Here is a 21,128-nt window from a genome sequence, read left to right on the forward strand (position 1 = left end):
TTCTAGTTAGCGCGGTGCGCGCGCGATTTAGCTAACCGGCCGCCCAACACGGCTAGCTTTGGCCCTTATCGCTACCAACATTCTCAGGGCTAAGCAACCCTGGCAAGCGCGAATGTTTAGTGTGCCAGAGCCGCGACTGCAAGCGAGATCCCAAGGCGTAGTGCGCATACCTGAGCTGTCAGCTGAGGATCTGTGTTGCAATCTTGCAAGACGGGCGCGTCTTCCCCTTGTAACTTGGGAAAAATTGCGACTAAACTCTATCCCGTCAGTCTCCTTATGGGAGCTGATGTGGTGCCAGCACGAGCTACTTGGCTGGTCCCCGTATATGCCCCCTAAGGGCGAGCGGGTTTCGATGTTTCCGAAATCTTCCTGAACGGGACCGCTCATGCCCTTGACTCTCGCGCGTCTGCGCGCTCACGCCTTCCGTCGCCAATCCGGCCTTTGCTTCTATTGCCACTGTCCAATGTGGCAGCGATCCATGGAGGCGTTCGCTGCGACCTTCGATCTCTCCAGTCGCCAGGCTCGACACCTTCAATGCACTGCCGAACATCTGCAGGCCCGGGTTGACGGCGGCGGCGACTCCCAAAGCAACATCGTGGCCGCCTGTCGGTACTGCAACAACAAGCGACACCAGCGCAAGGCCGCGCGGGACGCGGTCCATCACAAGCAGCATATTGAGCGACTCATGAGTCAGAGGCGTTGGCACGCCGCCTGGGTGTTTGAAAAATTGTTGCGTTCGGGCCGACCGGTGCCCGCCGCCACTGCCCCCCGTATCAGACATTGAGTGGCCATCAATCAGGAAATGCAATTACACAGAGCAAAGTAAGTGCAGCGCAGACGCGCGGGTACGGACTTCGATTGTCGACCCGTCGCGGTCATCCACCGCTCTCCGAACGACAGGAACGGCGTGCTGGTGGCCCTTTTATCTTTGCGCTATCCACGGCACGTTGGGATATGTACCTAGGAATTCGTCAGATGCGCTGGACGCCCTCTGCGCCTTCCAACGGTAGCCTAACCGCGGCCTTCCTGCCTGGCGCTGTCCGTCTACTCACGCTCGCCAGGGCCGACCTGCCGCTGCCGGATTGCGCTACCATCTGCCTATGCACCAACGCGCCACCAGGCGTCCCGCACTGCCTGGAGCCGGCACATTCCCGCCCCCGAGTAGAAGAGGCCGTCATGACAGAGCCTGTGGAATCCGATCCGCGTGAACTAAGCGATACCGAGCTACTGCGCCTGCTTCGCTTTTGGCGTGGCGAAGGTAAGGGCGCCGTGAGTGCCGATGCGCTGGCAAGCGGCTATGAGGCCGAATTGAAGCGGCGCGAGCAAGAGCGGCGGGCGAGGGCTGTTGGCGAGCGAAAGGTGTAGCCGGGTTGGAGGCAGGCAAGCTCAAAGCGAGGCGGACGTCGGAAATTGCGGATTGGACAGTCTGGCCAGTCTGCCCCTGCCGAGCAAGCCAGGCATCCGGGGACTGTCCGTGTTGCCCCCTTCCAACAAAGCGATGCCCCGGCCCGATCTTAAGTGATTACGCAAGTTGTAGTGCGCCCGCTCTGCCTGGCGGACAGACTACCACCTCCCTAGTGGTGTTGACATGTCCCAACTTGGAATTCAGGAAGCATTTGCCAGATACGGCGCCAAACTGCGGAACGTCCAATGGTCTGTTTCAGCATGGGCGCCAGACGGCTCGCTCGTGGTTAGCTTGTGGGCTCATCACTATCGAAGGGGACCGAACGGTACGGCCGAGTACGCAGATTCCTTTGATCGCTGGAGAGGCCCCGGCAACGCCGAGTTTCGCAACAATGTGGCTCGTGCCCACACGGAGGGAAAAAAGGTCAGACTCGTCGTAGCGAACACGAGCGAGACCCAACACGTCCAGGATGGCCGAGACGCCAGCAAGGTCCAAAAAAGTTTCAGTCCCCGGGAAGATCTGATTGGCATGGTTGCGGAAATCGATGGAGATCGGTACGTCTTTCGCTTTGTCAAAGCCACATCCACTGCCTGAAATTATTTCGCCCAGGCTTAAACGTCTGATGCTTGCCGTGCTGACCATTACCACGAGGGCCGTTGGTCAGACTACCTACCAATGTCGCAACCCGACCGGCCCGTAGGGGGAGGGATGGCCTCTCCGCCACCGCCGCCACCCGCCCCGGCGCCAGTGGTCTGCTACCGCAACGCCGCGGGGCAGAGTTTTGGGACGGGCAGGGCGACATGCCCGACTGGCTGCGGCGGGCAGTCAATGTGAGGCAGAGTGTGGAGTTTTTTAGGGTCGGGTAGCCGCGGGCTATCCAGCTTCAACAGCGGCTCCCGTCTGGGGTCGTACTGATTTACACCGGCGGCGACAACCTGCGGTTCGGGGGCTAACGTGCATTACTCGCCAATCTGACGCGCGGTCGGCCTGCGCGCCTCCGCGAACGTACTGCCAGCTACCAACCGCGCTCGCCGGCGCTCAGCCTCGGGTCAATCTGACTGTCCCAGGTCCGTGCACGAACAGGCTGTCGCGTTCGGCTAACATCCGAGTTGGCTCGCAGCCCGGCGTGCGAGAATACGCCGCGACCAGAAGCTGACTTGCTACGGTCGCTAAAACACAACGCGGAGACGATATTGGCCAAGAATCTGCTCTACGGCCTGGTAACGATGGTACTTGCAACATCGGCGTTTGCCGGCGAGCGCTACATAGAAGTATGGAACCCACCGGAGGCGCGCAGTTCCGCCACGAAACACCTGAAGCCATCGGCACGCAAACCGAAGAATAGTCGTGTGGGTCCTCCTGCAACAAGCAGCCGGACGCGTCGAGTGGCGAAAATATCACCGTTACGGCCGGCTACAAAGGCAAGGCCGGGCAGGCTGACATACAACGACATTCCGCGGCAGGTTACGCCAGAGGGTAACGTGCTTCGGGTGGTCGGCGGCCAGTCTCGGGCTGACGTTGAGCGCTGATGCAGTCCGAGCGCTACAAGGGGGATCGTACCTTTCGTGTGAAATCTGGCGGTCTGGCCCCCAAAGTCATTACGAATCAAGGGGTTGCAATATCGCTGCTCGTGCGAAAGGCGGGAAGGAGCAAAGCCATGCTGCAGGCGGCTCTCCGGCTGATTACCGCCACTTTTTGCACAAAAGGTACGATGACCCCTACACGGCGAGGAGTAAGGTCAGACTGGTCGTAGTGAACACAAGCGAAGCCCAACACGTCCAGGATGGTCGAGACGCCAGTAAGATCCAAAAGAGTTTCAACCCTCGGGAAGATCTAGTTGGCGTGGTTGCGGAAATCGATGGCGATCGGTACCGCAAGGCGCCGCCTGCAACCACGGGCGGCCGAATTACCGGATCGGGCAGGGATACGTTAAGTACTTTAGGCTCGGCCAGAGTCCTGTCCGCATCCGCCCGACTTCAGGCTACCCTCGAGGGTAGGCGCTGGGAAGCGTGGAATGGGGCTTGTCTAAGGTTCAGGCCATGAACGCCTTCTTTGTTCTCCTGATAATGTGGGCCTTCGTGCCGCTGCGCGACGCGTGGAGCAGGCCATGCATCAGTTCAGAGATTCTCTATTCCTTTTTGCGTTGCGAGGTTTGGCAAGCGACCCAAGCGCTGTCTCGTTGAGCAAGAATGACCGACCGGTCGGTTGGCGCGCCAACATGATTACTGGTGGCGGGAGCAACTTCAGCGTGGTCATGTGACAACCCGTGTTGGCTGCGCAGGCGCTTGAAATTGCCGATCACTGCCGTCCCCAGGACACGGATGTCAACGCCGCGCGCGCTCTCTTCCGCGAGGTGGAGAGCATTTTTTTGTGCCCTGCGAGTGCGTGCAAACGCGAAAAGCCCGAGACGTTACCGCGTACGGATGTAGGCCTCGAAGAGGCCCGCGTGCAGGCCGCGTAAGTCCTTTCGCCGTTCCAGCAAATCATGCTGGCGGCCCTGGCGCTCAAGGGTCAACAACTCCAGCATGATCCGCAATCCCTTTTCGGGTGATGTGCCCGTCGAGGGCTCGGACGCGCGTAAGAGGGCAGCAAGTCCGGGTTTTTCGGCCAAGGACCAGGCGGGAAACCAGCAAAGATCCTCGGTTGTGCCGTCACCGTCGAAATTCGCATCGAACCGCCGGCGCAGCGCCAGCAATGACGAATCACCGAGCGTTTGTATGAGCGCGCCGAGCTTCTTCGGGGATAGCCAGGCAAGCTCGGCCAAGAGTGGCCATGCCGGGTCAAGCCCCTGGAGCCGGTAGACCGTCTCGGCCATCCAGGCGAGGGGAGTTGGAATTCGTCGCCATGACCCGATTCGCTTGATGCTGTCGCATGCCGCAGTCCATTCCGCAGCGCGCATCCATAGGGGTGCCGAATGCCATTCGGGCATCTCCCGGTGAAACGGCAATTGAGAGGCGGCCCGGGCGACGGCACGCCACAGCGGTAGGCACCAAGCCATGCCCGGTGCGTCGCCGAATGCTCGGCGCGCCGCCGGCATGCTCGGCAAACACCACGCTTCGCAGGTGTCGCGCAGCGCCGTGTGAGTCGCGAAGTGTTCCTGGACAGGAGCCTCCAACACACAGACAAGTGTCTCCAGGGTCGGCACAAGCGCGTCGTCTGGATATTCCACGACCAGGCGCTGCAGTGCTTCACGCCCGGCGGCGGCATTGCGTTGCTCAAGCGCCGTGAGCACGTCGTTGCGAAGCATGACATCGCGGCTATCTTCAAAAAGATCGAGCTGATTCGTCACGGCGTTCCCGTTGGTAGTCAGATTGCGCCCCTGCAGGACCGGCCCGACATCGCCGGGCACAACAAGTCTTCAGGGATGGTAGCGGCTGCCACGACTACGGGCAATCCGCAACCGGCCAACCATATCTCTACGAGATAAGCGCTACCCGAGGGCGGCCAGGCAAATCAAGGCGCGACGCGCGGCGCTGATTCTGTTTTGGACTTCAGGATGGCTGCATGGCAATGCGTTATTCCGTCCATACAGCATCGACATCCCTCGTGAGATGTCCAGCGAGGATGTAGTCTCCGAGCTTCTCCGCTTTTCCCTCCAGGCGCTCCAAGTCAGCCACTGGTAGCATGCCGAGCTCAAATTGGCAGTAAAGATTGCGCTGACGGAACGTCAACTTTGGACGATTCAGTCCGGCAACGAGTGCAGCGGGCGAGCTGACGGCAATACTCTCATGGCCGCGATACTGGACACGTATGCCAAGCTTTTCGCCCAGCCTGGCCAGCTCAATCGCATCCTGCCATCCTGATTCGTAGTCCAAATCCACGACCGTGACGCCCTCTGTTTCCAGGAGCTTTAGTGCTTCGCCTTTGGTCGCAGCCAGAGCTGTCGCCATTGCCGCCTCCCCTGCTCGTAGGACCTGTGGCGATTCGCGCGCTTCTACGGCCCAGATTCATATTGCATAGCAACATTGTAAGCGGGGAACGGTCTACTTCGTTAGGTCCTGTCGTCCCGCGTACCGCTTTGACTTAAGAACCCGTACTGGTGGATGAAGTAGCCTTGCGCGGGCGCAGTCGCGGTTACGCATTCGACAGACTGGTGATCAGGTAGATTGGTGATCATTCAGAGATAATCGGGTGACAGCGGACTGCCACTTTGCAAACGGAGCGCGCCCGATAGGCCATGCACAGGTGCACGAGGTCATACGGGGCGCGTTTACCCGGACCGTGGCCGAGACGCATGGCGGGCCTACACCCGCCGGCCGTTCAGGTTCACCGCCGTCGATTCCATCGAACCAAGTCACCTATCCGAGACCGATGTCTGAAGGCCACGTATTCATTTGCGGCGACCCCCATGGCGAGTTCGCCCCGCTGATTGAAAGCGTCCACCGTCACCGCCCCAAGGCAGTGGTGCTCGCGGGCGACATCCAGGCCAGGCGCCCACTGGATGAAGAGCTCGCCAGCATCCTTCCCCTGACGCAAGTTTGGTGGATTCCTGGCAATCACGACACCGACAGCGATGCCGACTACGACAACCTGTTCGGCTCGGGCCTGGCCGAACGGAACCTGGATGGGCGGGTGGTCACGATTGCAGGCCTTCGGATTGCCGGGTTGGGAGGGATTTTTCGCGGCCAGGTCTGGATGCCGCCCGAAGCAGCGCGCGTAGAGAGCGCCACTGACTATCTGGCCAAATGTGGGAAGGGGAATTACTGGCGGGGTGGTCTGCCGCGGCGCCATCGCAGCACGATCTTCCCGCAGACCTACAACGCGCTACTGAGTCAGCATGCGGATGTCCTGGTCAGCCACGAGGCTCCGGCTTGTCACCCACACGGGTTCGAGGCGATTGACGCGCTCATCGAAGCGATGGGCGTGCAACGCGCTTTCCACGGCCATCACCACCAATCCACGGCTTATCCGAACACAGGACCGTACCGCATCTTCGGTCTCGGTGCGTGCGCGGTAGCCACGATCGAGGGAGAGTTCTTGCCCAGCGTCCTGACTTGTCCAAATCAAGACGAAGGAGGCTAGACCGGCGGTTGAGGTTCACTGGCAACTCCGTTGGGCGCCAGCGGGCCGGGCAAGCGCTCTTTCGGATTGTGCACGCAGGCCAGGCCGCCCGCAGGTCGAAATGACACCGGCAGATCCGGTGCTCGACCGCGCAGCGGCGGCTGCCGTCGGCAAGTTGGACGCGCCGCTTGCCAAATAGTGAGCGCGACCAAAAAACGCTCCGATGGAGGAGAGCCGCAGAACGTCCAAGAAGAAATCGGGTAACACCTTGCGGCGCCGCCCACATTCAGTATCCGCCAGGTTGCCGTTGACGGCAATCCAGACTGCGCCGCGCAGTTCATACTGTTCGCGAAAAAAACCCGCGCTCACCAGGGGACGGGCGCGGGTGGTAGCAGGACCTACCGGAGCAGGATACGGCGATATAAACATCGCGCAACACAGGATTAGGAGCCATTTTTCCCGGCAGTTCTTTTGCCAGCGAAAAATGATCACGCAGCAGACCATTGCACGCTCGGTGGAGCATCCTCGACCTTGCAGGGCCGCCACAATTCGAATCTGTTGGAGCGCTCGGCGTTGCGCCTTGAGTCGGATGCACTGCTCGCCGGAGAACTCACAAGCGCTGCGGACGATAAACGCGGGAGTAGGGCGTTGCAAGCGGGACGCAAGAGGCGAACTAATCACGCACGCCCGCGGAGTTGAACCCGCGATCGGCTAAGTGGTGCAATCGGTACATTTCGTGCTTCCGCCGTGATGGATCGGTAGTGGTATCTTTTTGTGCCAGTCCGCCGTCTCGATTGCCGAAGCACAGTCCCGGCCCGCAGACCATGAGCGAGGTGAATCGGAATAGCCGGTGATGATCGATTACTACAACACTCTCGGCGTTTCACCTCGCGCGACCGAGGCGGAGATCCGAGCGGCCTACAGGCGGCTCGCGATGAAATTTCATCCCGACCGGCAGCACGGCAAGTCTGCCCTGGAAAAGAAGCAGGCCGAGGAGAAATTCAAGGAAATCGAGAGGGCTAACCGCATCCTTGGCGACGCTCAGAAGCGCGCGGAGTACGACCTGGGCAATGGCGCGACCCGTAGCGGGAATCCCTGGTGGGCCGGGCCGGACGAAGACGACGCTAATTCCGAAGACCTCTTTCGCCAGCCGTTTCACCAGCGCCAGCGGAGACGCCGTCAATCCAGACCACCACCTGTACGAGGCGAGGACATTCGCTGCAAGGCGTCAATCGACGCTGACACGGCGGTCCGCGGTGGCCAGGCAACCGTCGAGGTCAAAGTTGAAGACACCTGCCCGTATTGCAGGGGCTCAGGGGAAGCGAGCTCTCCCGTAGCGTGTGAAAAATGCGATGGCCACGGGTGGTATCCGTCTGCGGATGGCTGGGGGCAGCGCACTTGTAGCAGATGCAAGGGATCGGGAGTCGATTGGCGATGCAGAGAGTGCAAAGGGAAGGGTGCATTCAAACAGACCAAGCGCTTCAACATCCAAGTGCCGGCGAATACCCCGGCAGGTCGTGTTCTCCGTGCAGTCGGTGGCGGCATGCCAGGTGAGTTCGGTGGCGCGGCCGGGGATCTACTCTGCGAAATCCGGGTGGTGAAATCCGGGTCTACCTATCTGAAGGGTCTCGACGTCCATTGCGAGATCCAGATCGATTGCATCACGGCGTGGCTCGGAGGCAAGACCACCATCGAGATCGTGGGACGCACCTTCGAGGTAGACGTCCCGCCGAATACGGGCAGCGGCAAATCGTTGCGCTTGGCCGGCAAGGGCCTGCGTGACGCCAAGAGTGGCCGGACGGGAGACGCCATCGCGAAGGTGGTCTTGACCCTGCCGAAGGGGCCGTTCGCGGACGAGCAACTCGATCACCTGCGCCGGTTTGCCGGGCGCGAACCGGTCATCAAACCGCGGCCGGCCGCGCCGGCGAAGAAGGCGGCAACGCAAGAGCGTCAGGCGAGGCCCGCTCCCTCACCGGAACGGACCCGCGAAGCGGCTCACGACTTTGCGGAGGCCCCAGAGCCAGCGACCTCCTCGTCTGGGCGTCGCAAGTTCCAATGCGGCGGCTACGAAGTCCGCCATCTCGAGCGCCTTGAGTTGGACCAGCAGGGCGTTGCACGTCAGCGCTTTGCGGAATGGGAGGCCGCCGTGCGCGCGGAGGAGCTGGGGGAGACCCGCCCAGGCCGCGCCGCGGCCAAACGGCGGGAACTGACGCGAACCGAAGCCGAGATTTCTGCCTACGCGCCTGGCAATGCCCCACAGATTCTGGTTCAGTTGTTGGAGGCGTTTCGCCGCGCGGGCTTCGCGGAGACGATCTCGGTGATTGGGAACTACGCGATCCTTGCCTATGCGTCCGCCGCGGGCTGCCGCATCGAAGATGCCGTCAGACTCGGGCTCTACAACAAGCGCGTGCAGTTCGTCACGGCGAAGCCCATCGCAGAGTCAGTCATCCTGCCCGCACTCCAGGCAGTGGATCCGACCTTCATCCTCGCCCCCAGGATGGGGGCCTGCGTGCGCGGGCGAAGCGAAGTCGGCTTCGTGGTCGACATCATTGGCGCCGTGCAAGCGAGCACAGCGGAAGCGACGCTGTCGACCACGATTGCGGATGACAGTGTGGCGGCCATGTCATATGGGATGACCAAGCTCCTGCGTGGCGGTCGGGTCAGCACAATCGTCTTTACCAATACGGGCGTCATGGAGCGCCTGACCGCGATCTCCCCGGAGTCCTTCTACGCATTCAAGGGTTGGATTGCCAACCAGCCAGGGGTGCCAGAGGAAAAGCGGAAGTTCTGCCAGAACTTGATGATTCTGGCGGCCAAGCTCGGCGACGGACTCGTGCTTAGCCCCTGAGTTCGGCAGTCACATACAACGCGCGGCAACAATCTCAAAAAGGCAGTCGACGAGCTGCCGCGACGACCAGCGTCGAAGCCCGCGCGCCGTGTTTGCGCGTCCTGGACGCGACGTCAGGCAGCGTGAGTGCTTGGAGGTTTCAGGCGGTCTGTCACGCAAAGGCTGGTGGGTTCGCCAAGGGCGAAGCCGAAGGCGCGTCGCGGCAGGGCGGCGCACCCATTTTTTGGTCAGTCCTCGCCTGGCTCAACCGGGCGACGGCCATTGCTGCGCGGCATGGAGTACCCGCAGGATCCGGATGGTGGTGGCATCCACGGCGTACACGACCAGGTAGTTGGCCGCCACGACCATCTCGCGCGTGCCCGCGACGCGGCCGGATCGGTAGAGCTCGGGGTGTTCCGGCAGCCGTGCCGCTTTCGCTTCGAGGTCGTCCTTCAGGCTCTGGGCCGCATCCGGATTCTCATCCGAGATGTAGTCAACGATGGCGAGAAGATCGGCTCTGGCCCACTGCGTCCATTCAACCGCGCGCACGGCGTTTCCGGTCGATCAGCGCCTGAACGTCGTCCATGACCTGGTCATGCGGGAGCGGCGGGGCCGGGTCGGTCAGCGCTTGCTGGACCTTGGCGCGGAACCAAGCATCATAGGTCTCGGGATCCGTCGCCAGACCTGGCGGCAGCCCGCCCTCCTTGGCGATCCGTGTCAACAGGATGCGCACTGCGTCGGACACGGTTAGCCCGACGCTGGCGAGGTTTTGCGTGGCCAGGGCTTTAAGGTCGTCGTCCACGCGGATGTGCAGCATTGAGGTATGCGCCATGGAAATCTCCTATGCTTTGACCTACATTATGCATCTCAATTGAGATACAACCAAGGTGGTAAGCGCAGGACCGTGGTATCCGCATACGCCATGCCACGTCAGCGAGTCATTGTCCGGCCGTTGGTTTGCATAATTTTGTTCCCGCTGGTCGCCCGTCAGGTAGCCGGTTGCCGAGGCGATAGGAACAATTTTGCAGAAAACTGTTCCGCCGGCCGACCATTGAAGCAATTTTGTTCCTTTCCCAACGGATCGTCCTCGCCATCCTCGAGCAATCGCAGGCGCCAGCCACCATTCACTTCGGCCGGCCGCGGGTTAATCGCAACGATAGTGCGTCATGGTTGGCCACTGCTGAAGCGCTTCAGGGGCGCTCTTTGTTTCACGCGGCGGCAGGCAACTTGCTTTTGCGGGGGCGTCCGCCAAGCCTACCGTTTTCCCTCGCAGCCGCCGCCTTGGCAGCCGTCGAGGCCGCACCTCCGCGTTTGCCCAGCTCTGACGCCATCCAACGCTTGGAGCCGAGAAAACCTTCGAGCAGCGCCGGCAGATACAGATCCGCGTCCAGGTGGGGGAAATGGATGCCAAGCCCCGAGGGGCTGATTTCGGCATCGGCCAGGTCCGCCGGGTGGGCGTGCTCCAGACCCTGCGCCGCCTTGGGCGAAAACGCCAGTTCAAGGCCGGATGCCAGCGCGATCACCACGCGCGAGACGCGCCGGTCATAGCGCACCGACACCACCGCCGGGAAGGAGGCCTTTTTGGCCGCGCCGCGCGCATTCGCAGCGGCCAGCACGTCGTCAGTAATTTCCATGGATGCCTCTCCAGTCGCGGCACAACGCCGCCAGATGGGCGATCAGCGCGTCGACGATTTTCCCCAAGTCCCTGGCCGAAAAGCCATAGTTCTCGCGCAGTTCTGGCGGCCCCTTCGGGCAGTGCAGATTGAAGACAGCTTCGCAGCCTTTGCCCATCACGTGGACATGGGCCGGGCGATGGTCGTTGGGGTAGATCACCACGCGCAGGCCGAAAATCGATAAGACCGTTGGCATGATTGTACCAAACCTAAGCGGCTTGGGTTATTAGTTGCCGTGATCTTACAACGGCCTGGTGCCTATGACTAGTTCGCCATACGCGGATTCGCACGCGGACGGCACTGGAGGGGCTAAGGCCCGGCTCTGGTTCGATTGCGGCAGCGCTCGTCAGCCGAGCCCATGCGGCCAGGCACAAAATTACGCAAACCAACGGCCCAGTCGACGTACAATGCGTAAATGTGCCTCATACTTAACATAATGATTGTTATGCGAAATGCGTCGTATACATCACTTCCATACCCTCAAGCGGCAGTGTGGCGCCCAGGCTGCTTTCGCCGGGGCCCTATGCCAGAACAGCCAGGCGAGCGCTGACGAGACGGTTAATGCTGACGCCTTGCTCCGCCGCCTGCGTCGCCAAGGAACGATGCAACTCCGGCGGGATACGCAACGATAGGACGCCGCTATATTGCTTGTCCGCCAGCGGGACTGGGACTTCTTCGCCGCCTGACTTCATGTCGGCAACGGTTTCAGCAACGACCTGCCGGATACCGACTAAGGCCTCTTCAGGCGTTGAGGCGAGCCAAGACAACGAAGGGAACTCTGCGCATAGCCCGACGTGCTCCTCGTCCTCGGTCGACCAAGTTACTCGGTACGTGTAGTGGTCAGTCGGCATTTTTTCCCTCCTGCAGCTTCTCAATCGCTTTCAGCACTTGGCGCACCTGGTACGCCTTGGCTTTCCCCTTGTCATTCTGAATGTTCACACGTGGGTCGCCCGGCCAAGGGGTTTTAAACACCGCATGGCTACTGCCCGCTTGTCGGGCGGTACCGAAATATGCTTCGCATACCTTCATAAGGTCCGAAAACCGCACATTGGCAGGCTCCCGGCGCATCTGCTCCAAGGTCTTACGGGTGTCTGTCATGATGGGATGGTAGCAATAGTGCCACCATTTGACAATCAAAGTACGACGCCGTTAGCGCCGCCTACGGGGTCGCGCCGGCGGTTTGCTTTCGTCGGCCCCAGTTGCGTTCGCACTCGCTTCGTCCAGTTGCTGACGCCAAACGGCGGCCGTCTCCGCGCCCTTGGCCTCCAAGTGAGCACGCCCCGCTCTCAGCTCAGCCTGTGCCTCAGCGGCCAGGCTGACCGCTTCGATTAGCTTGTCCCGCGTCGACTGATGCGCGGCGTGCACCTCCGTCAGTTCCTGGCGAGCTTGCCCTTCCCGCGTCTCGGCGCTACTCAAGCGCGCTTCAGCCCGTTGGCGAGCGCTTCTTCTGCCGCGCGCTGGGCTTCGGCAACGGCCGCGGTCTTGTCGGCCGCTTCGCGCAAAGACTGCTCGCTCCCCAATTGACCCCGTACCACAACCAGTTCGTCCTCCAGGCGAGACACTGCTTCCAGGCGCAGTTCCGCTTGTGCAAGCGCGCGCCGTACGCGCGCCAACTCCTCCTGTTGGCGTGCCGCCCCTTGCTGCAGGCGCTCAATTTCGTCGGCCTGCTCGTTCGCCCTGCCCGCGACGGTATCGCGATCGGTCGTAACTTCCAAGAGCTGCTGAGCCAGGTCGTCTCGCTCTTTTTCAAGCGCTTCGCCGTTCGCTGCCATCGCGGCGAGCTCATTCATCGCCTGCGCCAGGGCGGCCTCCGCTTCGGCGGCCGCATCCTCGGCGACTTTGGACAACTCGGCACCCAGCGCGGCAAGGAGGCGTGAATTCGGTTCGCTGAGCTTGCGTGGTGGCCGCTTCTGCTGCTGTTCCTGCCAGGTCGACCAGTACCGATGAATTGTGTTCATGCTGCCGCTGCCCAACCGCTCGCACACAGCGGTCAGCGTTGGCTTTAGTTGTTGGGCGACCAGCGCCTCGGCAACCGCGGCCACTTGCTCGTATGTGATGCCCGGACGTGCCATTTCGTATTGCTCGCGCTCCGTTAATATCGTATTGGGAAGGCCGCGAGCGGCCAATGGTCTACCTCGAGACGGGTAGGCGACCTCATCGCATGGCCGCAACGACCCGAGGTGCTCGATTTCCGGCCGGAATGGACGCGGAATCGAAAGCGCGAAATCGAGCACCAACCGTTCGGGCGTCGCTCCTTGACTTCGCGTTGGTGCCGATAGAGTGAAAGCATCCCTTCGACAACGATGCCAATGCTCTCCCACCACACGCAGCTCTCCCTGTTCCCGACCTCGTCGGGCCGCGTCCATCCCGCCAGCGCGTCGGCGCTACTGCTACTTGCCTGTTCCGGCACGAAGCTCGACCGGCAGGCGCGTGCCATTGACCTCTACCAAGGCGTGATGTACGAATCCTATCGGGCGCGCCTTCGACGGGAGGCTAGGCCGAACGTCCTGATCCTCTCCGCACGTCACGGCTTCCTGGATCCGCACGCAGTGATCGATCCCTACGACCAGCGCATGACCGCGCAGCGTGCCGACGCGATGTTGGCCGATCTGCCGGCATTCGCGGGATCGGCGAACTGGCCAGCCCAGGTCGGCAAGGTGTTGCTGGCCGGCGGCAAGGAGTACCGCCGTGTCATGCGCGCCGCGCTCGCTCACCAGTACAACACCACGCTGCCGGCCATTCAGGAAACGACCGGCGGCATCGGCATGCAACGCTCACAACTCGGCGCGTTTCTCGACGGTCTTGCGCCGAGGTTCAACGAGCCGATGGGTCATCACCCCAATGGCACGCCGCTCTACCGGCGCTACGGCTGGATCGAAGCCGGTGCCGTGACTGGCCTGATCTACCGGGCGGCCCCTTACCTGCCCGCCGTCAAGGCCCGTGTGCTTGCCTTGTTCCAAGGCCCATCCGGACCGACCGCCGACGTGGAGGTCGAGGAAATCATCCGCGGTCGCACCAGCATTGGCCCTCGCTGGGTCGGCGTGGCGGATCTTCACTCGCTGCAGGAGGCCGCGTGAGTGAATTCGAAAAAGCGCTGCATCAGGAGGCGAAGGCACTCAGCGAGAATCTCGATGGCACAATTGGCCAGCTATTGGCCCTCACGCACGCCGGCTACAAGGCGTGGGCCAAGGAAGGCAATCTGCATTTCCCGGAGCCAAAGCGCTACGCCCTGCTCCACGAGATCCTGCGCTACTGCGCCTATGGGAGTTTGCTCGAGTGCAGTCCGACGCAATGGGATAGCCTGCGGGAGATTGCCGAGATGCTGGATGCGCGGTACCCACGTTATGCGTGCACGCGAGCCCGTCTGCGTGCACGCCGCAACCGCTATGGCCGGCCTTGCGTCTAACGTGCCAACGATGCGCGCCCTGCCCCCCAGCTGCCAGCGATACCCGCCTCGTCCGAGGCGGCAGGGGTGTGGGGAAAGTCAAATTCAGTATATAACTGAGCCCCATGGACACGTCTCTCTGGCACACCAATCCCACCGCCGCCTATGCCGACTGGCAAGCACGCGAGGCGGCCGGCGCGGATTGCCGCCCATTCTCGGCGCGTTCGATCGTTCAGCACCGGGCCATGTTCGAGCACTTCCGCCGCCATCTGCTGGAGCGCGGTATGACACTGGCCAGCTTCGGCCCCGAGCACATCGCCGCGCTGTGGCACACGCCTTCCGGTGCGCGCCACGGCGTCGCCACGCGCATGCGCTACCTGAAGCTGCTGGATCGGTTGTGCCGGCACCTGGTCGCCATCGGCGTGCGCCAGACCAATCCGGCCGCGCCACTGGTGAGCGAAGCCCACTGGCCTGAGCGCGAGCCAGAACCAATCTTCCTGCCCGAAGCCGCCGACGCCTGCCTCCAGGCCTGGGTGCAACCCGCTCCCGCCGACGACCTTTCACAGTTGCGCAGCCGGGCCATCGTGGCCCTGTTTCTCGGTACCGGGATTACCGTGGCCGAGGGGCGCGCGGCTGTGGTCGGCGACCTGCACCCAGAGGCCACGCCGCCCTATCTGCGCGTACCGGCCCACGGAGCCCGGGACACCCGCACCGTTCACCTCGCGCCGTTCGCCGTGCCGATCCTCGCGGCATGGCAGGAACGCCGCGCCACGCTGCCCATCGCCGGCGACCTCATCTTCTCGTTGCAGACCAACGGCCAGGCCATGACCGTCAAGACCCTGGGCGTGCTCGTGCGCGCCGCGCTGGAAGCGATCGACTTCAGCGCCGCCGACATGAGCCCGCGCATCCTGCGTAATACCTTCTGCCGGCGCCAGCTGCTGGCGGGCCACGCACGCGACGACGTCAGCGCGATGCTCGGCCTCGCCAGTCCCCGCACCTGTGACCGGATCGCAGCCACCATCGCGGACGACGCGCCGTTGCAGGAAGACATCAGGCTGTAACTGGAGCGGTTACCCGCCCTTGCGTGCCCGGCAGCATTTGCTATGCTTCGCCGGTGCGCTGCTTGCTGAATCCAGCCTGCAGGCGCGCATTTCAACCAAATCTACGACTATGGCCACGAAAGCAAAACCAGTAGCAAAGACTGCAACGAAGACCGCTGCAAAGAAGGCTGCACCGGCAAAGAAGGCCGCACCGGCCAAAAAGGCTGCCGCGGCTGCACCGGTCGCTAAGCCGCTGAAGGACACCTTCAACAAGTCCAGTCTGCTGGCACACCTGATCGCCCAGACCGAACTGGACAAGAAGACCGTGCAGACGGTGCTCGCCCACCTCGAGAACACCATCGTGAGCGCAATTCACAAGAAGGGCGCAGGCGAATTCACCCTGCCGGGCCTGTTCAAGGTGGCGGCCATCCAGGTGCCGGCCACCAAGAAGCGCTTCGGCAAGAACCCGTTCACCGGCCAGGATCAATGGTTTGCCGCCAAACCGGCCAGCGTGAAGGTGAAGGTGCGCCCGTTGAAGAAGCTGAAGGACGCCGCGCTGTAAGCCGGCGGCCCGCCCGTCTGGGTCGGACAAAGCAGAAAAGCCCTGGAATCCGTGAGGATTCCAGGGCTTTTGTTCATGAAGGGTTGACTCAGAAGAGCGCGGATTGCATCGCGGCCGACTGCCGCCAGCCAGCCTGCGCAGCGGCAGGCAGGTAGGGGCCAGGCCCCTATGGGTTGTAGAGTGATGGAAGTGCTACAGGTCGGCGAGATATGCGATGGCGCCTTCCGTGCCGGCAAGGCGCTGGCCCTCGCGACAGGCTAAGAAATCAGGAACCTTTCGTTCGATCTCGTTGGCCAGCTGGCGCAAACGCCTTGCTGCTTCGGCCGGCCCGGAAGTCCCATGAAATGTGGGGCCGCCAATGTCAATGCCAACAATGAGGTTCATGGTCCATCCTCACGCGGCAACGGCCTGCGGCACCAGCTTGCGCAGCGCCTGCTGGTTGGTGTCGATGTAGGTCAGCATGCCGTCCAGCTTCACCGCCAGCTGATGGCCAAAGTACGCCGCCTCGGGTGAGACCTCGACCTGCCTGGCCTTCTCGAACGCCGCCAGCACTGCCGATCGCTCGACGGTGGCGCCCATCCAGCCGAACACACGAAAGAAGGTGTGCACCTTCTTGCCGCGCGGCAGCAGCTTGGCGGCATCGGCCGCGGAAATATAGGTCTTGGACATAAAAGAATAGAAGAAATGCGAGGCCAGCCCCTTGCGGGAACTGGCCTCTGATTAACGGAAGGAAAAGGGAAAACTACGTAGGGCTACGCGGCAGCAAGCGCCACCACGTCGATGACGCCATCGGCTTCGTCGACCAGGTCGGGCGTGTGCGAGATGAAGAACTCCCGCTCATACCCGCCCTGGCGCAGCACCTCGCGCTTCATGCGCATGAAGGCGCGCTTGCGCTCGGGATCCAGCGGGCCGTCCGCCTCGTCGGTGAACAGCGTATGGAACGACTGCCCGGAGTCCTGCGCCCGGTAGAGCGCAATTCCACGGGTCAGGCACTCGTTGATCCAGATCTTCTGCCCACCGGACATGACAGCGAAGTTCTTCGCGCTGTCGCTCTCGGCGTCATGCACCTCGATCTCGAACCCCTCGCGCTTGTCGCCATTGGCCAGTGTCGTCTGTGTCTGGATCGCGATGGTGAATCGCGGCCCGTAGCAGGCGAGCAGCAGGTCATTGACGATCCGCGTGAGCGCCGGGCCGGCGTCATCGATAGACAACGCGATCACGCCGTCGTTGCCCAACGCCTTCGCCAGCAGCTTCCACTGCGCGATTTCGTCGGAGAGCCGGTCAGCCTTGCCCTGTACCGCAGGCAGTCCGAACAGCAGCGCCTCGACGCGCTCGCGCTCGGTGGCCAGGCTGGTTTGCTGGCGGATCAATGCCTCGATCCGTCCGTCCAACGCGACCACGGCCTCGCGGCTTTGGCGCAGACGCACATCCATGGCAGCCAGCAGGCCGGTGACGTCTTCCGTCGCCAGCCCCGACAGCTCACGCTGCACGACCAACAACTGCGAGTCCGCTTCGGCGACGTCCCGGTCATGCCGGGTCTTGCTGGCAGCGTCTTCGTCGGTCAGGGCAGCCAGATCGAGCTCGGCTTGCGCCAGCCCTTCCTGTGCCACCTCCAGCATGGGCTTCTTCGCCGCCAGGGCGGTCAGCCGTTGCAGCTCCTGCTGATCGCGGGCCAGTGCCGCCTGCAGGGCCGCCACGGCGGCACGCTGCGCCGGCAATTCGGCCACCGATTCCGACAAGGGCTTCATCGCCTGCAGCTTCGCCTGGTAGCTCGACCGCAGGTCCTGCACGAGGATGACCTGCTCGGCCAGCTTCCCCTTGGCGTCGCGCGCTTGCGCGAGCAACGGGCAGGTGGCGTGCATGGGATCGGCCCGGCATGGCACCGTTTCGATCACATCGGCCTGGCCCTTCAACGAGGCGGCATACTGCGCCGCCGACTTGCCGCGGGCTTCCAGCCCTTGCAACTCGCTGGAAAGCGCGGCGTGCTGCGTGTGCTGCCCTTCCAGATGGCTGACGGCCTGCTGCTTCGTGGCAAAGTCGCCCTGCTTCTGGCCAATGGTCATTTGCAGGACGTCGCGCTGCTCACCGGCCGAGAGAATGGCTGGCCCTTCGGCCAGTACCAGCTTGCGGCTGGCGATCAGCTGCTCCAACTCCCGCCGCCTCGTCGCGGTGCGGGTGGCCACGGCGCGCTGGTCGACGTCCAACTGCCGCCGGCGTGCTCCCAGTTCAGTTTCCCGTTGCTTGAGTTCACGCAGACGCGCTTCGGTAGCCGCGCTCGCACTTTGCTTGGCCGCCAGCGTCGCGCGCTCCTGGAGGAGCTTCGCGCCGTCGGCGGTTTGTGCATCGCGTTCGCGCCGTACCCCGGCCAGGGCCTCGTCGGTCAGACCGATATCCCGGCCCAGCTGCGCGGCCCGCTCGCGCTGGGCGGACAGGCCGACCAGTTCGCGCTGCAGGGTATCCAGATGCCTCCCCAATCCCTTCGCCACCTCGCCGGCTTTCGCCGACAGGTCGCGCAGGTGGTCGATGCCAAGCAGCTCGGCCAGCAGCTTCTTGATCTCGCTGGCCTGGTAGCTTGCGATCGGGCGGCGGTTCTGCGCCGAGAACACGCTGGTGAAGAAGGCTTCGGGCGACCCCATCACCGACTCGATGCAGCGGCTGTAGGTATCGGCCTTGCCATCCGACAGCGTGCCGTCGGGCAACTGCAGCGGCACCCAGTCACCGTTGGCCCCCCTCTCGAACAAGTAATACTCGGCCTTGCGGCTCTTGCCCGGGTTGCGGAACGCGAACGCCGACCGGTACTGCTTGCCGGCGTGCTCCCATTCCAGATCTTTCTCGCCACGGGTGCCGCAGAGGTGATCCCAGTATGAGAAGGCGTCCGCGGACATTTTCGAGGCGTGGCTGGGCATGATCGGATACGGATGGAGGTTATCCATCAGTGTCGTCTTGCCGGCCCCGTTGGGGCCGACCAGAGCAATCAGGCCGGGCGGCAGGCTGGTCAGGTCCAGCGTCACGCTGTCACGGCGCATGCCATCGCGCACGCCATGAAAGCCCGAGAGGGTCAGCTTCAGTGGGCGCATTCGGACACCTCCATGCCGGTCATCGAGGCCAGGTAGTCGCCGGGCAGCTCCATCACATCGCCGTCATAGGACGGCATGTCAGGGACCACCGCTGGCGCGTCCCGCTCGGGCAGCCCGGCCAGCGCACGCTCCAGGGAACGCACGGCGGCGGCGAACTGCTGGCGGGCCAGCGCGATCACGTCCGGCCACGCGGTGCAGCCGCACAGCGCCTTGAGTTCCAGCGCGCTCCACTGGCTGGCATAGCCATGGGAGAACGACCAGAGCAGGTTCTGCATTTCCAGCGAGGGGGTGACCTCATACCAGTGCTGGCCATCGGCGGCGTGCACCGCGAGGACCAGCAGGTGTTCGCGCTGCGCTACCACCGTGCCGCGCCCTGCGCCGAACGGCTGGAACAGGGTGCTGCGGGTGAAGCCGTGCGCGTCCGCCAGGCGGGCGGCCAGGGCGGGCGCCGCCATGTCGGTTTGAAACGTATGTGCCCAGTCCGGGCCGGCAGGGTAAAGCATCATGATGCACTCCAGGGTGGACGGAGTGCATTCCCGGACGGGAAGCACCCGTCAGGGGTCAAAGGGATGAAACAACAGTCGATGCGTCCGAAGGACGCGGGTGAAACCTTGTTTCGACAGCCCCGGAGGGCTCTCGGAACATGGCTTTGGCCAGGTTCAAGGGTTAGGCGGCAGCTTCCGCAAACAGGTCATCGGTGAGCCAGTCCATCGCCAGTGGCGGAGCACTCGGCTTCACGATGACAGGCGCTGGAACCTCGACCGGTACCGGCATGGCTGCCGTCACGGGTTCCGGTGACAACGGCGCCGCGGCGGGCGCCTCGACACAGGGCACACCGACGCGATCCAGTTGCTGCAGCACCAGGTCCGCGATGGCCTGCGGCTCCGCGTGCTCCAGCATCGACAGACGATCCAGCAGCGGGTTGGTGTCGACGTGCGTCAACTCGCCCCATCGCGTGATCTTGTCCGACAGGCTGGCGGCGCGGCTGATGCCCTCGGCGCGGCTGCGCACGGCGGGCAAGACCCTGCCTTCCAGCTTCACCTCAGTCGCAGCGGCGAACAAGGCGCCAATGGCGTCGCGATCGACCACCTGACGGTGCTCTTCGTCCACCACCCAGCGGATGCGCACGAACTTGTCGGACGCGCTGGCGGCAACGCGGGCCAATTCGTCCATGTCGGGCGGGCCGTCGAAGTCGATGCACAGCGTCTCGCGGGCGGGCGTCACAACCGGAGTTGCTTCCGCCAGTCCCGGCGAAACATGCCATTGCAGGTAGGTCTTGTCGCCGATCTCGCCGTAGTGAAAGCGCCCGATCGAACCCGGATACGCCACCAGCCGTCCCTCGCGGTCCCATTGCTGGGCGCGGTGGATGTGGCCGAGCATGAAGCCGTCGCATTGCGCATCGAACAGCGACCCGATGGTGAATTCGTGATCGAATCCGGCCATCGGCACGCCATGTTCCGTCTGGCAGCCGTTGACGGTGCCATGCGAAATGCCCATCGTGCGGATTCCGCGGGCGCGGAGCTTCCGATTCACGGTGCCGGCAGCGTGCAGGTAGGCAGCCAGATGGTCGCCGACTGCGGTCGCAGCCTCCGTTGCCCCCACAGCGGCGGCGAGCATGGCCTTGTTGACGGTGGGCACGCAGGTGAAGATCACCTCCGGCGCCCCATCGGCGAGCAGCGCGTCGATCTCAGCCGGCGTGAACAGCGCGCCCGCCGACGCAGTGAACTCGCCCTCGCACAGCGCCACCTGATGGATGCGGTCAGCAATGTAGACGGGGTAATGGCTGCCAACGAGGCGAAACAGATCCAATGTGCCGGGCGGCTCGTGGGAAAAGGTGCCTTGCAGCATCACTATCGGCATGTGCTCCGAAAGCCGGCGGATACGCTGGGCCAGCACGCGCAGCGCCGGGGTGTGGGCGTCCAAGCGATGATCGGTCGAGTCGCCCGAAATGATTCCGACCCGACTGCCCGCGGCGATCGCGTGCTCGACGGCAAAGCCGAAGCAGCGATCCGCCTCGTCCAGATTGCCGGTTGAGTAATGCAAGTCAGAAAAGTGAGCCAGCAGCAGGCTCTCACTCGCGTTGAGCATGATGTGATTCTCCAATGTGATGTGCGCCAGTGGCGGCGCTCAGAAGGGAAAGACGTGGCCTGGATGGGCC

At 63.1% G+C, this 21,128-nt stretch carries 22 protein-coding genes and 1 pseudogene; 9 read left to right on the forward strand and 14 right to left on the reverse strand.

What is annotated here, in order from left to right; translation table 11 throughout:
* Positions 1 to 478 precede the first annotated feature (478 nt).
* The 3 genes and pseudogenes from AC1Q7H_RS31300 to AC1Q7H_RS31310 all read left to right on the forward strand — a co-directional run bounded on the left by AC1Q7H_RS31300 (position 479) and on the right by AC1Q7H_RS31310 (position 2,271).
* Complete coding sequence (locus AC1Q7H_RS31300) at positions 479 to 784, forward strand: HNH endonuclease (protein ID WP_492370395.1); 306 nt, start codon at positions 479 to 481, stop codon at positions 782 to 784.
* Positions 785 to 1,176: 392 nt separating this feature from the next.
* On the forward strand, positions 1,177 to 1,365 hold the full coding sequence (locus tag AC1Q7H_RS31305; protein ID WP_492316479.1) for a hypothetical protein: 189 nt from the start codon (positions 1,177 to 1,179) through the stop codon (positions 1,363 to 1,365).
* 715 nt (positions 1,366 to 2,080) lie between these two features.
* Positions 2,081 to 2,271: pseudogene (locus AC1Q7H_RS31310) on the forward strand (H-NS histone family protein).
* Positions 2,272 to 3,815: 1,544 nt separating this feature from the next.
* On the opposite strand, the gene AC1Q7H_RS31315 reads toward AC1Q7H_RS31310, so the two are convergent.
* Together AC1Q7H_RS31315 and AC1Q7H_RS31320 are read right to left on the reverse strand one after the other, a co-directional pair.
* On the reverse strand, positions 3,816 to 4,694 hold the full coding sequence (locus AC1Q7H_RS31315) for a hypothetical protein (protein ID WP_492316478.1): 879 nt from the start codon (positions 4,692 to 4,694) through the stop codon (positions 3,816 to 3,818).
* 226 nt (positions 4,695 to 4,920) lie between these two features.
* Positions 4,921 to 5,295 (reverse strand): PHA-granule associated protein 4, encoded by a 375-nt coding sequence (locus AC1Q7H_RS31320; protein WP_492316477.1) that lies wholly within the window; start codon positions 5,293 to 5,295, stop codon positions 4,921 to 4,923.
* Between the two features lie 421 nt (positions 5,296 to 5,716).
* On the opposite strand from AC1Q7H_RS31320, the gene AC1Q7H_RS31325 reads away from it, so the two are divergent.
* Together AC1Q7H_RS31325 and AC1Q7H_RS31330 are read left to right on the forward strand one after the other, a co-directional pair.
* Positions 5,717 to 6,427, forward strand: coding sequence for a metallophosphoesterase family protein (locus tag AC1Q7H_RS31325; RefSeq protein WP_492316476.1), 711 nt, complete (start codon positions 5,717 to 5,719; stop codon positions 6,425 to 6,427).
* Positions 6,428 to 7,259: 832 nt separating this feature from the next.
* Entirely contained in the window at positions 7,260 to 9,254 is a 1,995-nt protein-coding gene (locus AC1Q7H_RS31330; protein WP_492316475.1) for a GSU2403 family nucleotidyltransferase fold protein, read from the forward strand.
* A gap of 243 nt (positions 9,255 to 9,497) precedes the next feature.
* Here AC1Q7H_RS31330 and AC1Q7H_RS31335 read toward each other — a convergent pair whose 3' ends face one another.
* The 7 genes from AC1Q7H_RS31335 to AC1Q7H_RS31365 form a co-directional block, all read right to left on the reverse strand.
* Positions 9,498 to 9,782, reverse strand: coding sequence for a type II toxin-antitoxin system RelE/ParE family toxin (locus tag AC1Q7H_RS31335; protein WP_492316474.1), 285 nt, complete (start codon positions 9,780 to 9,782; stop codon positions 9,498 to 9,500).
* Positions 9,769 to 10,065, reverse strand: a complete 297-nt coding sequence (gene relB / locus AC1Q7H_RS31340) for a type II toxin-antitoxin system RelB family antitoxin (RefSeq protein WP_492316473.1) — start codon at positions 10,063 to 10,065, stop codon at positions 9,769 to 9,771. The genes AC1Q7H_RS31335 and relB overlap by 14 nt, the downstream gene beginning before the upstream one ends.
* 376 nt (positions 10,066 to 10,441) lie before the next feature.
* Entirely contained in the window at positions 10,442 to 10,867 is a 426-nt protein-coding gene (locus tag AC1Q7H_RS31345; protein WP_035868910.1) for a DUF2442 domain-containing protein, read from the reverse strand.
* Positions 10,854 to 11,102, reverse strand: coding sequence for a DUF4160 domain-containing protein (locus tag AC1Q7H_RS31350; RefSeq protein WP_115214734.1), 249 nt, complete (start codon positions 11,100 to 11,102; stop codon positions 10,854 to 10,856). The genes AC1Q7H_RS31345 and AC1Q7H_RS31350 overlap by 14 nt, the downstream gene beginning before the upstream one ends.
* A 325-nt stretch (positions 11,103 to 11,427) precedes the next feature.
* A complete protein-coding gene (locus AC1Q7H_RS31355) occupies positions 11,428 to 11,757 on the reverse strand; it encodes a type II toxin-antitoxin system HicB family antitoxin (RefSeq protein WP_492316472.1) in 330 nt (109 codons plus the stop codon).
* Positions 11,747 to 12,004, reverse strand: a complete 258-nt coding sequence (locus AC1Q7H_RS31360) for a toxin HicA (RefSeq protein ID WP_492316471.1) — start codon at positions 12,002 to 12,004, stop codon at positions 11,747 to 11,749. The genes AC1Q7H_RS31355 and AC1Q7H_RS31360 overlap by 11 nt, the downstream gene beginning before the upstream one ends.
* A gap of 314 nt (positions 12,005 to 12,318) precedes the next feature.
* Positions 12,319 to 13,140 carry a DNA-binding protein gene (locus AC1Q7H_RS31365; RefSeq protein WP_492316503.1) on the reverse strand — a complete coding sequence of 274 codons (822 nt, stop codon included), beginning with the start codon at positions 13,138 to 13,140 and terminating at the stop codon, positions 12,319 to 12,321.
* Positions 13,141 to 13,215: 75 nt separating this feature from the next.
* On the opposite strand from AC1Q7H_RS31365, the gene AC1Q7H_RS31370 reads away from it, so the two are divergent.
* The 4 genes from AC1Q7H_RS31370 (at position 13,216) to AC1Q7H_RS31385 (ending at position 15,893) form a co-directional block, all read left to right on the forward strand.
* Positions 13,216 to 13,983, forward strand: coding sequence for a DUF6884 domain-containing protein (locus AC1Q7H_RS31370; protein WP_492316470.1), 768 nt, complete (start codon positions 13,216 to 13,218; stop codon positions 13,981 to 13,983).
* Positions 13,980 to 14,312 (forward strand): hypothetical protein, encoded by a 333-nt coding sequence (locus AC1Q7H_RS31375; RefSeq protein ID WP_492316469.1) that lies wholly within the window; start codon positions 13,980 to 13,982, stop codon positions 14,310 to 14,312. Before AC1Q7H_RS31370 ends, AC1Q7H_RS31375 begins: the two co-directional genes overlap by 4 nt.
* Before the next feature lie 104 nt (positions 14,313 to 14,416).
* Positions 14,417 to 15,352 carry a tyrosine-type recombinase/integrase gene (locus AC1Q7H_RS31380; RefSeq protein ID WP_492316468.1) on the forward strand — a complete coding sequence of 312 codons (936 nt, stop codon included), beginning with the start codon at positions 14,417 to 14,419 and terminating at the stop codon, positions 15,350 to 15,352.
* A gap of 109 nt (positions 15,353 to 15,461) precedes the next feature.
* Positions 15,462 to 15,893, forward strand: a complete 432-nt coding sequence (locus tag AC1Q7H_RS31385; protein WP_115213685.1) for an HU family DNA-binding protein — start codon at positions 15,462 to 15,464, stop codon at positions 15,891 to 15,893.
* 192 nt (positions 15,894 to 16,085) lie between these two features.
* Here the strand turns inward: AC1Q7H_RS31385 and AC1Q7H_RS31390 are convergent, their stop codons facing one another.
* The 5 genes from AC1Q7H_RS31390 to AC1Q7H_RS31410 all read right to left on the reverse strand — a co-directional run bounded on the left by AC1Q7H_RS31390 (position 16,086) and on the right by AC1Q7H_RS31410 (position 21,058).
* Positions 16,086 to 16,277 (reverse strand): cell division protein ZapA, encoded by a 192-nt coding sequence (locus tag AC1Q7H_RS31390; RefSeq protein ID WP_492316467.1) that lies wholly within the window; start codon positions 16,275 to 16,277, stop codon positions 16,086 to 16,088.
* A 9-nt stretch (positions 16,278 to 16,286) separates the two neighbouring features.
* Positions 16,287 to 16,562 carry a hypothetical protein gene (locus AC1Q7H_RS31395; protein WP_492316466.1) on the reverse strand — a complete coding sequence of 92 codons (276 nt, stop codon included), beginning with the start codon at positions 16,560 to 16,562 and terminating at the stop codon, positions 16,287 to 16,289.
* An 83-nt stretch (positions 16,563 to 16,645) separates the two neighbouring features.
* Positions 16,646 to 18,970, reverse strand: a complete 2,325-nt coding sequence (locus AC1Q7H_RS31400; RefSeq protein ID WP_492316465.1) for an SMC family ATPase — start codon at positions 18,968 to 18,970, stop codon at positions 16,646 to 16,648.
* Positions 18,958 to 19,476 carry a hypothetical protein gene (locus AC1Q7H_RS31405; protein WP_492316464.1) on the reverse strand — a complete coding sequence of 173 codons (519 nt, stop codon included), beginning with the start codon at positions 19,474 to 19,476 and terminating at the stop codon, positions 18,958 to 18,960. The genes AC1Q7H_RS31400 and AC1Q7H_RS31405 overlap by 13 nt, the downstream gene beginning before the upstream one ends.
* A gap of 160 nt (positions 19,477 to 19,636) precedes the next feature.
* Positions 19,637 to 21,058, reverse strand: a complete 1,422-nt coding sequence (locus tag AC1Q7H_RS31410; protein WP_492316463.1) for a metallophosphoesterase family protein — start codon at positions 21,056 to 21,058, stop codon at positions 19,637 to 19,639.
* Positions 21,059 to 21,128: the final 70 nt, after the last annotated feature.

The organism is Cupriavidus sp. GW823-FHT06D04, assembly GCF_058795055.1.